The 13,116-nt window shown below is 32.3% G+C and carries 8 protein-coding genes; 3 read left to right on the top strand and 5 right to left on the bottom strand.

Translation table 11 applies throughout. The features are described from left to right. The first annotated feature begins 181 nt into the window (after positions 1-181). Together JNL75_01995 and JNL75_01990 are read left to right on the top strand one after the other, a co-directional pair. The gene (locus JNL75_01995) at positions 182-1,675 is read left to right on the top strand and encodes a hypothetical protein (GenBank protein MBL7788588.1); all 1,494 of its coding nucleotides are present in this window, start codon (positions 182-184) and stop codon (positions 1,673-1,675) included. Next, the gene (locus JNL75_01990) at positions 1,672-2,049 is read left to right on the top strand and encodes an ASCH domain-containing protein (GenBank protein MBL7788587.1); all 378 of its coding nucleotides are present in this window, start codon (positions 1,672-1,674) and stop codon (positions 2,047-2,049) included. The genes JNL75_01995 and JNL75_01990 overlap by 4 nt, the downstream gene beginning before the upstream one ends. A gap of 242 nt (positions 2,050-2,291) precedes the next feature. On the opposite strand, the gene JNL75_01985 is transcribed toward JNL75_01990, so the two are convergent. From JNL75_01985 to JNL75_01970, 4 genes are all read right to left on the bottom strand, one after another. Continuing rightward, positions 2,292-2,531, bottom strand: a complete 240-nt coding sequence (locus JNL75_01985) for a hypothetical protein (GenBank protein ID MBL7788586.1) — start codon at positions 2,529-2,531, stop codon at positions 2,292-2,294. 136 nt (positions 2,532-2,667) lie between these two features. Next, positions 2,668-4,644, bottom strand: coding sequence for a DUF3857 domain-containing protein (locus JNL75_01980; GenBank protein MBL7788585.1), 1,977 nt, complete (start codon positions 4,642-4,644; stop codon positions 2,668-2,670). Between the two features lies 1 nt (position 4,645). Next, entirely contained in the window at positions 4,646-6,577 is a 1,932-nt protein-coding gene (locus tag JNL75_01975) for a transglutaminase domain-containing protein (GenBank protein ID MBL7788584.1), read from the bottom strand. Beyond that, a complete protein-coding gene (locus JNL75_01970) occupies positions 6,561-9,818 on the bottom strand; it encodes a hypothetical protein (GenBank protein MBL7788583.1) in 3,258 nt (1,085 codons plus the stop codon). The genes JNL75_01975 and JNL75_01970 overlap by 17 nt, the downstream gene beginning before the upstream one ends. A 508-nt stretch (positions 9,819-10,326) precedes the next feature. Here JNL75_01970 and JNL75_01965 point away from each other — a divergent pair. Next, complete coding sequence (locus JNL75_01965) at positions 10,327-11,025, top strand: response regulator transcription factor (protein ID MBL7788582.1); 699 nt, start codon at positions 10,327-10,329, stop codon at positions 11,023-11,025. 90 nt (positions 11,026-11,115) lie between these two features. Here JNL75_01965 and JNL75_01960 read toward each other — a convergent pair whose 3' ends face one another. Next, positions 11,116-12,948: a sulfatase-like hydrolase/transferase gene (locus JNL75_01960; GenBank protein MBL7788581.1), complete on the bottom strand. Its 1,833-nt coding sequence runs from the start codon at positions 12,946-12,948 to the stop codon at positions 11,116-11,118. Positions 12,949-13,116 lie beyond the last annotated feature (168 nt).

Here is a 13,116-nt window from a genome sequence, read left to right as displayed (position 1 = left end):
CTTCCATTCTACGTCTTCTAATTTTTCATCACAAAACTTCAAATCTAACATAACTCAAAATTTGAACTCAATAAACGCTATGTATTTAAGTTCTAAAACCTTATATTTGTCTAAATGTTAGTTTTTAGACGAACTGACGTTGTGTGCTATGCTGTGAGACAGCCCTAACATAAATAAAGAGATGAAAGTTTTATTAGACACTAACATAATAATTCACAGAGAGACACCAAAAGTTGTTAATGCCGACATTGGCGTTCTTTTCAATTGGTTAGACAAACTCAATTACAAAAAGTACATTCATCCTATTACAGTTGAAGAGCTTAACAGAAATAAAGACCAAAAAACTGTAGAGACATTTAATATTAAAATTCAGAGCTATAATCAAATAATAAATCTTGCTCCCGAAAGCGATTTATTGAAAAATGTAAGCTTGCAAATTGACACAACCGAAAACGATAAAAATGACACTAAATTACTGAACGAAGTTTTATGTGATAGAGTTGAAATATTAATTTCCGAAGATAAAAAAAATCACACAAAAGCAGAGCTGTTAGGTATAGCTGACAGGGTTTTTAAAATTGACCAATTTTTGGAGATGGTTGTCGCAAATAACCCAAATTTGGTAGACTATAAAGTTTTAGCAGTTAAGAAAGAATATTTTGCAAAAGTAGATTTACAAAATTCATTTTTTGACAGTTTTAGAGAAGATTATCAGGAGTTTGATAAGTGGTTTAACAAAAAAGCTGATGAGATTTCTTATATCTGTTATAGTAATAATTCTTTATCTGCATTTTTATATATCAAATCCGAGGATGAAACTGAAAATTATTCTGATATAGAACCAATTTTCAAACCAAAAAAGAGATTAAAAATTGGAACATTTAAAGTAACAAGCAACGGATTTAAAATTGGCGAACGTTTTTTAAAAATAATTTTTGACAATGCACTAAAATCAAAAGTGGATGAAATTTATGTAACAATTTTTGAAAAAAGTGCCGAACAAATCCGACTAATAAATTTGTTAGAAGAATGGGGCTTTGAAAAATCGGGAGTTAAAAAATCAACAGGCGAAATTGTTCTAACAAAGAACTTTGACAGAAACCAAGAAATAAATTTATTAGCTCCTAAAAAAAGCTTTCCTTTTATTTCACAAGATACAAAAGTTTATATTGTTCCTATCTATCCTGCATATCACACTGATTTATTTCCCGATTCAATTTTGCGAAATGAATCACCGATAGATTTTGTAGAAAACAAACCTCATAGAAATGCTTTAAGCAAAGTGTATATTTCCCGTTCACATTTTAAGGAGTTAAATTCGGGCGACATCATTGTTTTCTATATGACCGGCGGATTATATAAAGGTGTTGTAACAACAGTAGGAATTGTGGAAAGTGTAACAACTAATATCCCCAATTTAGAGACATTTATTACATTATGTAAAAAACGTAGTGTATTTACAGATGAAGAACTAAAAGGGCATTGGACACTTTACCCAAGTTTAAAACCATTTGTAGTTAAGTTTATTTATTCATATACATTTAGAAAGCGACCAAACTTACAATGGTTAATAGAAAATGGAATTATTGCAGACGTTAATAGCGTTCCAAGAGGATTTCAAGAAATATCAAGAGAAAATTTTCGTAAAATTGCACAATATTCAATAGGAAAATGAAAGTAGTATTATCAATAAAGCCAGAGTTCGCTTTTAAAATATTTGACGGAACAAAAAAATTTGAGTTCCGAAAATCAATTTTTAAGGACCCCAGAGTTAAATCGGTTATTGTTTACGCTTCTTCACCAGTTCAACAAGTAATTGGAGAATTTCAAATTGAGCACATCCATAATCACGACCTTGACACACTTTGGGAAATGACACAAGAACATTCAGGCATAAGTGAAGATTTTTATTATCAATATTTTGCCGACAAAGAAATGGGATTTGCAATTGAAGTTAAAAAACCAAGAAAATACCGAACGCCAAAATGTTTAAGAGAAGACTTTAATCTATTACCTCCTCAATCTTTTGCATATTGGACAGACAAATAGATAAAAGCACAGCACACAACATCGGTTCCTATGTAGCCCCTTCTTGCGATCCGCTGTAGAAAAAAGAATACGTTATTTCTTTTGGAATTGCTTATAAAAAGTAGACATAAAAATTATCTCTCTTAGGCTGCATTTTTTAAATTGTTAATAACTAATTGGTTGTACTCTAAAATTGTTAAGTTGTTTAAATGTTGGTGTCTCAATAGGGAATTCTTTTGTATGATCTTTAATAAATCTAAATCTTACCTGTCGCTCTTGGAGAAGATGCCTACCGCCTTTTTTAAGATATCGTGCTCTAATTTTGTTTCGTATAACTCCTTTCGTAAACGAAGGATTTCCTCCTCTTCCTTTGACTTTATTTTAATCGATGAACCACTAGCTTGATTGCCTATATATTTGCCTTTTTTCCAGTTTTTAAGCGTTTCATGACTAATGTTTAATTCTTGAGCAACGGATAATAAATCACCACGTAGATTCAACAATTCTAAAGCCTTTAATTTAAACTCTATGCTGTACCTGTTTTTTTATTTTCCAATATGTAAAGTTAGCAAAATGGGGCGTAATTTTTTTATCCACTCAAAGATAGTAACTCCAGTGCTGGTGTCGATTAGTCTAGAACTAACCCTTTTTAGTTAGTATAATCTTAATCTTATTGAAATCGGCTGCGGCGTTAATTACATTTTTAAAAGCAGGATAGTCCGATTTGGGATAGTTTGTTTTAGAATAAAACTCTATGACATCGATATAGAGAACATTTCCTTCGAGCTTATAGCTAGAATAGAATGCTGAGGAAACCTTATCTCCTTCTTTGAGCTCATGGTTCATTTGAAGCGCTTCTAGATTATTAAACTCATATTCTGCTGGTATGATGACTTTGAAATGCCTCTTATAGGTATGCGGGAAAGGCATTTCTATAGGCAATACTCTTTCTTTTTCCTGATAAAGCTCTGACTGTGGACCTATGGATTCGCCTAATTTTAAAATAATGTTTTCTCCATTTTTTTCTAAGAGTTTATTACTTGTAAATTCGGTAGAAACGATAAAGGGTTTTTGTCCTAAGTTTTCTTTACCTCCATTTTCATGCACATACTCGAGATCGGTCTCTCCACAATAATTTTTTATATAAGACTCTAGCATTTCCTTTTTCTGCTTATCATCTGCGAAACTAAATGCAAACTGAAAACTTTCGGCATCATGTCCATAGAGTGTGGATACTATTTTCGTTTTAGGTTGACTCATAGATTCTGTAAAGTCATAGGTTATATCTAATGAGTCTTTGCCATAATTCGATGGGATTTCTATTTTTTTCATTTCCTTGACTACGAGCTCCGTACCGCCTATGTCTTGGGTTTTGATAAGCAAACCATAGTTCGATCCGTATGCATAAGGAAAATTGGGATAGCGCGAGGATTGTGAAGCAGGACAAATAAATTTTTTACTATCTGGAAAATAGAATAAAAGTGCTTCGAGTTGATTGACATTTTCAAATTTGTGATCAAATGGATAGTTAAATCTATTATTGGTGATGACTGGATTTGCTTTGATGCCATATACTTTAAATATATTGGTATATAAGATGGTAAGGTCCTGCTCGGTGGCTTTTTTAGACTGTATGACCTGAGCTAAATTTTCATTGGCGGTAGGCATATCCTCCATGTAGACGATATCTAGTTTTATAGCATGTTCGATAGTTTTGATAGAATCTTCCAAGGTAGCATTTTCAGGAAAATTAAACTTAGCGATATATTCCTGTAGCGCTTTTTCTGACTTTCTATCTAATTCTTTGTTGTATAAGGCATAGACATTTTCCGCTATGGAATTAAAGCTATTGAGATTATGACTATTCGCAGCTTTATTAGCTATGAGTTTATAGGCTAGGTATTGTAAGTTAGCTTTATAGTTGCTATATTTTTCATCTTCTAATTCGTCGATCGAATTTGCTACTATTCTGTGAACGATTTTTTTCTCAAAGGTCGTATCATCTATGATGGCTTTCGCTAATCCATTGTAAGTTTTGACTTCAAACTTTAAAAATGATGGATAAATGATTTCTACTTCTACATTTTTCTTATAGTCACTCGTCTGAATAGGTAGTATTTTTCCATTCATACTAGCTGTCGATTTCGTAACGACGAGTTCCTCTATGATACTCCCTATTTCTAGACCTTTCACGGCATAGTATTTATATTTTGATTTCGTAGTTTCATCTACAGCTTCTTGGATATCCTCCTGAGTCAGTTCTATGATGTTTCCATTTGGATTTATCACTCGAAGTTTATTGCTAATAATCTCATTGCGCTTACTTTCATATATATAAACTTTATTGCTCTTTTCAATACCATGATCTGTATTGACCTTTTTTATAGTGTGTTTAAGTTCGAAGGTGATTACTCCAGCTTTATCAACCACTAACTCAGTCACACGCTTTTCCTTAACCACCACTACTGGTTTTTTGGATTCTTGTTCGCTTAATTCAAATTTTTCAACTGTATCCTTCCAGTTGTAGTTATAGTAAGAAAATCTTTGAGCTTGTGTGATGATAGAACAGATCACAAAAGTCAACAAAAGCCCTGTTTTCAGATGAGAAGAGGTCATATTAATTTATTTTTTTAAAGGAAATGGTTTCAGATAATAGGTCTAAGACTTTGTTTTGGTAATCTTTGAGTATTTTATATTTTGATTTCGGTAGAATGATGAAATCGTGAACGAACTCATAATACAATTTTATTTTATCTTCCTTCACATGAAGTTCTGAAGTGAAAAACAATTCGTCGTATTCTATAAATTCATTTTTCGGTTGATACTTGACTTGATAGCCTTCGGGCATGTCTATTTCTATATCGATAGACTGCTTAGAATGAAAATCCGCCTTAATATCGGAGATTCTCTTATCGTTAAGGTCATCTGTGGAGCCATATTTTTCTAGATATGGGTTTATAAAAATTTCATCCTTAATTTTCGAAACATAATTGAGTATGGCAAAGTCAAAAGTCACCAGATATGGGCTATCAATCTCATCAATATTAAATTCTTTTTGATTTTGCAGAATAAATTTATTATTACCTAACTGAACGAAATTTTTGAGATATTGAAATCGATCATTACCTTTGAGGTGATCTGTCCGTCCTATAAAATAATCTTTCAGATACCCTGTGAGTTTTACACTGCCACTGCCTTTCAATGTATCTCCTGATATTTTAGCTCTTACAGTAATTATCTTCTGATTGACTTCATCCGAAACGGGGTCTATATTATAGATTTCATATGCTGTAGGGCTTAGTCCTATAAAAGCTTGCTTTGTCTGGATAAAACTCGAGGGCAATCCCCATTTTGTGTAGGAATTGGTAGCATCTAAAATGTAGTTTTTTCCTTTATGTTTCCATACAGCTATCATGTGGTTAAATACTCCAGGAATTGGAAATTCTTCTATTCGATATGGAAGCTTGTCCGAACCTATCCAGGTGAGATAGACACTGTCCAGCTTGGCATATTTGAATGATTTATGTATAATATTCGCCATGTCTTTACAGTCTCCAAATTTCTTGGTAAAAATATCGTCTGCCTCTCTCGGGATATAGCCCTGAAATCCACTTTCAAAGGCTATATATTTGATGTTTTTTTGTACCCATTGATAAATTTTCTTCGCTTTGATTTCATCATCAGAGACCCCAGCTATGAGCGAGTCTATCGTTTTTTTATAACTCGGGTTACTGCATTCTTTAAGATTAGCTATGAATTGATAATTGAACTTATATAAATCAAGAGGTGTCTGCAGGACTTTTATGGTATCATCGTTTTTACCAATATAATGAGATATGAGAAATCGTATATGCGGAGCGAAATATAGAAAATCACAGGACCCACTCTCTGCTTTGTACTTTGGTAGATCTTTGAATCGCCATTTGTAGATAGTTTTATTTTTTTCTACCTTTTTTTCGAAATCAAATTTTTTGTTTTCAAGATAGTATTCCTTAAAATTCAGAGTGATAGCGTTATCTACTTCTACTTCTACATCATATTGTTCTATAGAGGATTGATTCATCAGTATGACATAGTCAAACATTTGAGGTAGTTCGAATTCATAAGAAGATTTAAGACAGCGTTTCGCTCCTCTTTTTAATTCGGTATAGTTAAAAACTTTCTCTTCGTGATCATCATGAAATATAGCATTGTCCAGCTCTTTCTTTGTTTCATATTTAGCTACTTTTACTTTCTTATACTCATCTTTTACTGGGGTCATGGTCCAGGCTTCTACGTCCGTCAGTTTTCGAAATTTTGAATAACCTACACTGCCTTCATCAGCTCCTCTGAGAAAGTCATTCATTAGGATAGTTTCAGAGTAGCTCTCAAGATAGACCTTGGGACTATTGTTTTTTAATTCAATTTTGAATTTCTTAGATTCTAAGGTAGTGATAAAATTCTCCTTTGGATACTTGGCTTCTAATTTTTTGACATAGTCCTCTACTTGAGCATGGATGCTCGTGGCTATGCAGAGAAAGAATAGAATAATTTTATTCGCCCAGTTCATATGCTATATTATTTCTGTAAATTAAATTCAGTTTAGTAGCTCCTTGCTCATCCTTGACTATAGTTCTGCCATGAACCTGATCAAATTTTAATTCTTCCTTCATTTCTAATGATCCATCAGCTCTATAAAATAGTTTTTCTGTTTGTTGACCTTTATCAAATTTGGTAGCATTCATGAGTTTTCCATTGGTGTAGTAGTACTCTTTTTTTAGATCGTTGCCATTTTCCTCACCTTGATATATATATAAGAGCTGTCCATTTTCATCAAAAAACTCTGAACTTAATAGGTTGTCCAGTTTGATAGATTCTTTGACTGCGGTTTTTCCATTCTTATAATTGGCTTCGTATTCGAGGGTTTCGTTGCGAGCCTTTAAGGTATCGGCTAGTTCGCCATTGGCATTGTTACGAACAATGCCGTAGAAGTAACCCAGTTTATATATTTTCTGAAGAACGAGTTCCCCATTGATGCCGTATACATTTTCAAAACCATCCCTGTTGTCATTGATATAATTTCTCTCGAGCCATAGCTGACCAGTATAATAAAAGCGGTTATATTTACCATAGTTGACTCCTAGAATATTGTTTTCTATAGAAAAAATATTGCCATTATGATAAAAGAATGTATCAGATCCATCTTTATTATCTAGGAGATAATTCGCCGATACATTTTTATTTCCATTGCTGTAGTAGTGAGTAAAAACACCGTGCAACTCACCAGCTAAATAATTTCCCTTAAAGTCAAATATACCTGGAGCGGGTTCGCTATAGGTCTCGCCTTCATTCAGACCATAGATTTTATCTCTTTTATAACTTGTGAAACTTAATTTAGAGCATGGTTTCATTTCTGTTTTGTTTTCGGAAATGACTACACTATTGAGTTCTTTTCCATCTCTATCAAAATTCGTATAGGAGATAAATTCATCATTTTTGTAATTGTAGTGAGCCAGGACCTTCCCATCTGGATCGTATTCTATGTATTTGCCTTCCAGATCTCCATCGACATAGTAGGACTCATTCATAGTGGTTCCATCTATATAGTATTCGTATCGAGGACCGTTTAATTTCCCTTCGATATACCAGCTTTCTGATTTCAGTTCTCCAGATGGATAATAGGTTCTGTAATAGCCATGATTTTTATTATCTTCCATTCGAAATTCTGAAGAGAGTATCCCTAGGTAATTATATTCACGCTGAAGACCATTCTTTACACCTAGTTCATAGTTTGACTCGCTATCTTTAGTTCCATTTATATTATAAAAAACCCAGCGCCCGTGTCTTTTCCCTTTTTTATAATTTCCTTGCATAGATCGATTATTTGTATAAAACCACTTTCCAGCAAACTCATCATTTTTACCAATAGACTCTTTCTCCAGTTCTTCACCATTTTTGTTATAGGTTATCATTTGCTTGAGATAGTCATTTTTAAACTTGTAGGTAGTTGTATGATTCCCGTCATAGTCGTACATATCCATAGATTCCAGCTCACCTTTTTTGTAGCCATATTTCGTATAAAGTGCTCCACTGACATAGTAGTCTTTTTGGTCTATGAGTTCGTCATCTTCATACTTGGTTTCTTCTTTCAGTACCCCATTGGTAAAATACTCTTTATGTTCTCCTATTCGTTTTCCTAGATTAAATTCACCTTCATTCTCCTTATTGCCATTGAGGTGATAGGTTTCTTGTTTGCCGTCTAATTTCCCATTTTTATAATTGAGTTTAGATAAAACAGTCTTACCATCGACAGCAAAGGTTGTGTACTCACCATCAAAAAGATCTTCTTTATAATTAAAAATTCCTTTTGGATTTCCGTTTACGTAGTATGTTCTCCATTCTGAGTCGTATTTATTATTGATATAGTTTCCTTTAGATTTTAAATTACCATTCATATAGTAGGACTTAAATTCACCATCGAGACTATCTTCTAGATAACTTCCCTCTTCACTTATTTTCCCATTGCGATAGAATCTCTTATAAACTCCATTCATATTATCATCCTTGTACATATATTCTGCACTTTTTTTACCATCCGTATAATAGTATTCCCAAAGATTGGTAGCTTTGTCATTTACTAGCTCTCCATATCTATTAAGATTACCATTGGTATGAAAAACATACCAGACGCCGTCTTTCTTATTATCTTCGTTATAGTTTCCACAGCTTTTTATACCCTTATTAAAATGACATGCGAGATTAAGTTTTTTGTCCATAATAGTAAGGTCTCTTCTATTTACAGTATTGGCAAGCTTTATTCCTAATTCTTCTGCGAATTTGATAACCTCTTTGCTTCTACCTCCTATCAATCGTTGTATCTGAGGATCGTTTATAGGCAAAAATAGAATGTCAATAAATTGGTTAAATTTTCCATCTTTAGCGATGTCTTTATAAAAAGGCACATAGTATTTGTCAAAATAGCCATTACCAGGTTCATAGTTTTCTAATTGAGCAAAAAGTAGATGTAACTGTCGTACAATAGGTAGGTCAATCTCGGTATTAATTTTGTATTTTTTTTGAAGAGCAGCCTGTGTTTTCAATAAATTTTCTATATCACCAAACTGATCTCCTTCTGCGCTAAAGATGATATCTTTCGGATTCTCCTCTAGTTTTTTTGCAGCTAGCTTGTTCATTTCCGCTAAGATGGATAGATGATGCTTGGTACCAATGGAGTATAACAAAGCATGGCTATATGCTAAGAAGGCTTGAGTGAGAAATCCTTCTTCTTCTGCTAATTGAGCAATAGCGAGCTGATTTTTGATATACCCAGAATATTCTACATTGACTTCTTTGAATAAATCAAGGGCTTTTTGAAACTCTTTCGATTTTTTGTAAACCATCGCTTTGTTATGAAGCAGACTTACATTTTTAGGAAATTTCGACAAGGCTGCGTCATAATTTTGCAGTGCTTCTGGAAATCTTTCTAGTTCTTTTAATGAGTTACCACGCAATATAACCGCACTTTCATAAAAATTAGATTCTGGATATGTTATACATTCTGTAGCATAGGCATAGGCAGAATCATAATTCTTAGATTCATAAAAACTCAAGGCAATCTCATATAAAGCGAGAGGATAACTAGGGTCATTAGATGATACTAGTTTGTATGATTCGATAGCTTTCTGATATTGTTCTTTGTCATGTAGAACAATCCCACGAAAAATAGCGGTATCTGCAGAAATATAATCTTTGATTCTTTGAGCGGAGAGGTGTTGAATACCAAGTACTGAAATACATACTAGAAACGTCACGTTTCTTTTGAGGCCTAGAAATAGCATAGAATGAGAATGTCTGGTTTTAATTGCTGTTTATAACTCAACAAATATAAAAAAATCATTTAGATTCATGGAGAAAAAGGGGGGAGGCATTGCTTACTTCTATTTGAAGCCCTTTTATTTTGTCTAGTCGAGAGAATTTAGCTTATAGCATAACATTTATTCTTCTAGAGTTTTATAACCTCCTTTTGTGAAATGCAAAATGAATCAAAGTTATAATTAGAAGCCACAACGTGGAAAACTATATGAATTAATTGGGTTTATCCCAACCAGTCCCGTAATTTGGTGATTAAGAATTTGTATTTTCTAATGCTGAATTAGGGTTTATACAAAAATATATGGAAAATAAAAATTACATAATCAAGCGCTTACACGTAATTAACAATAGTTAACTAAATGTTTTTTTTAATTGAGAAACTAAAATCAAAGATATATCGTTAATTTAACTATATAATAAATTAAATTCATTTTAAAATTCAAAAATATGGCTACTAAAAAACATTTAATGCTTGTAGAAGATGATGTAAATCTTGGAAACATGATTTATGATAGTCTTGAAATCAATGATTATACAGTGACTCTATATCGCAATGGAGAAGAGGCATGGAATAATTTCGAAAAAGGAAAGTATGACATGCTTCTATTAGATATTATGATGCCCAAGAGAGATGGTATATCTCTGGCACGTGAAGTCAGAAAAGTAGATCCAATGATTCCTATTATTTTCCTGACAGCCAAAGGCTTGAAAGAAGATAAAATTTTGGGCTTCAAAGTAGGAGCAGATGACTATATGACTAAACCGTTTGAAATTGATGAGTTGGTAGCTCGCATAGAAGCTATCTTTAGACGTTCTCAAAAAGGTGTCAACCTAGAAGGTAAGACCGAGTTCGTTATCGGTAAATATACTTTCAATTTGAATAGTAGAACCTTGACTTTCGAAGGAGTGGCTCAAAAGCTAACAACCAAAGAAGCTGGACTTTTAGAGCAGCTTTGCATTCAGCAAAATGGGGTATTGACCAGAGAAATAGCATTAAAGGCGGTCTGGGGTTCTGATAACTATTTCACTGGAAGAAGTATGGATGTGTATATCACCAAAATAAGAAAGTACTTAAGTAAAGATAGCAATATCGAAATTCAAAATATCCACGGTGAGGGTTACAAATTAGTTGTAGCTCAAAACTAGTAGATTTTTTTCATAATTAATTTTTGGTTGAAGGCAGTCTAGAAATAGGCTGCTTTTTTATTCTAAGCAAAAGTCGTAAACTACATCAACCTAGTAACGGATGTAAAATTTCTGAGCTGAATCTAAAACTTTCACAACACTTTCAAATTCAATTTTGTCTAATTTTCTATTTAATTTCATATCAGTAAATTCATACATTCCTGAATAATAAATTTTTAGTATGTCATCTTGACTTATAATTGCAAAATCATCAGAACTGCCTACCAATATTTGTTTTCTTTGGGACTTCCTATATAAATATGCTCCATAACTGAAACTACTCAAATTGTTCTTTACATTAAAGTAATCTATTAGTATACTTGGGAAAACATCATAGTGGAAGGTCCAGTGGGAGTACTTTTTAGGAGTTAAATTCTTGTCGTAAATTAATAGTGGAACATGCAACTGCGCTCTAGAGTAATTTCCATTGTGTCCCCAATAATTTTTTTTATTATCATTAAATTCTTGTCCATGATCTCCAGTTAAAATGATTATAGAATTTTCTAATTCGTTCGTTTTTTCTAAAACTTTTAGTATCATACCAACAAGAGAATCCACATAATAAGCAGAATTTTTGTAAAGGTTATAAAACTTATCAGGATTAGTATTATTAGTTAGAAATTCATATTTTGCATATTCCCATTCAGGTTGAAAAGGTCCCTTGAAATCGCTTGGATGAGAAATTGAGTGCATGGCATCGTAAAAAATAAAGTCAAATCTTGGAATCTTCGAAGCTTTTTTATTTTGGGTTAAATGTTTAATATAATTCTGGGTAATGACGTTATCATTGTAATGAGGGGCATCAGATAAAGCAGTTAAATCTATATTATTTACATTCCAGAAGATAGTTCTATGAAATGGTGGGTTCATTAATGAAGCAGAACTGAAAGTCGAAATTAGGTAATTCTTTTCTTCTAACAAGTTTATGAAAACGGGTCGAGTGTTATTGTTTAATGCTGATTCCCAATAAATGCCGGGAATACCATAAAACAAAGAAAATAATCCGCTCCTAGTTGCATTACTGCCACTAAAATGATTTTCAAAAACCTGACATTTTTCTGAAAATTTGAAAATGTTTGGCATTGTTATAGAGTCGAAGGCTAAGTATCGCCATGAATCAATCAATATTAGTATAATATTTTTGTTTTCGCTTTTTTCTGCTACAATTTGCTCTCGAGGATAAACAAAGTTTGCCTCATTTACTTTGGTTATATGAGGCTTTTTATGAACCAAACTATCAAATTTAGAAAATCTAAATTTTGAAAAGAATTCATCATTCTGTGTAGGAAAATATAAAGGGTATAGACTGGAAATCCTTAGATTATCAGTCTTATTATAGACAAACGAGTATCCATGAATAAAATGCGATGTTAACATTGCCATTGCTACCAATGCAACCATAAGCCACTTTGGAACAGGGCAATAATTCATGTCATAAGTAAAAATCTTTTTAGCTAGGAAAAATAAGCTACTAAACATTAAAATAAAAATTGCAATTAAAATGGCATACTGGCTTTTATGCAAATAATATATATTTAGTCCACCCTTAGCTAACAATAGTTCAAGGGTAAAAATATTTATATGCATTCGGTATAGATTATAAACAATGGTGTCTAAATATAAAATCCAAGCTATAATTGAAGAAATTAGTGCAGCAAGAATTATTTTGTATTTATAGCCACTTGATACTAGACTTAAAATCTTATATAAGATAAGAGCTAAATATCCGATTGCAAAAAAATGAGAAAAATTAAGAATTAATAAATAAGCAAAAGGAAAACAACTTATTTCAAAATCTAAATACTTAAGATAAGGAATAGCTATCAATATATACAGCAAAGAGGTAATATTAAAAAATAAAAATTCTCTATATTTAGGCTGCATTTGTTAATTTATTTCGAGAAATAAATATAAAGCACAATTATTTAAAAATTTCAAAAATATGATTGATTATTTGTTGTAAACTCTTAATCGGGAGTAACCTTTCATTTTAATATATATATAAATTGATTTAAACTTTGTTATATTTGTAGTAACATAGTCATGACGTGC

The organism is Chitinophagales bacterium, assembly GCA_016787225.1.
In the GTDB taxonomy this organism is placed as follows: domain Bacteria; phylum Bacteroidota; class Bacteroidia; order Chitinophagales; family JADJOU01; genus CHPMRC01.
Note: the sequence above shows the minus strand (reverse complement) of the source record. Positions and strands in the feature narration are given on the sequence as shown.

Coding starts and splice junctions, on each gene's coding strand:
- JNL75_01995 (MBL7788588.1), top strand. CDS start 182: ATGAAAGTTTTATTAGACACTAACATAATAATTCACAGAGAGACACCA.
- JNL75_01990 (MBL7788587.1), top strand. CDS start 1,672: ATGAAAGTAGTATTATCAATAAAGCCAGAGTTCGCTTTTAAAATATTT.
- JNL75_01980 (MBL7788585.1), bottom strand. CDS start 4,644: ATGACCTCTTCTCATCTGAAAACAGGGCTTTTGTTGACTTTTGTGATC.
- JNL75_01975 (MBL7788584.1), bottom strand. CDS start 6,577: ATGAACTGGGCGAATAAAATTATTCTATTCTTTCTCTGCATAGCCACG.
- JNL75_01965 (MBL7788582.1), top strand. CDS start 10,327: ATGGCTACTAAAAAACATTTAATGCTTGTAGAAGATGATGTAAATCTT.
- JNL75_01960 (MBL7788581.1), bottom strand. CDS start 12,948: ATGCAGCCTAAATATAGAGAATTTTTATTTTTTAATATTACCTCTTTG.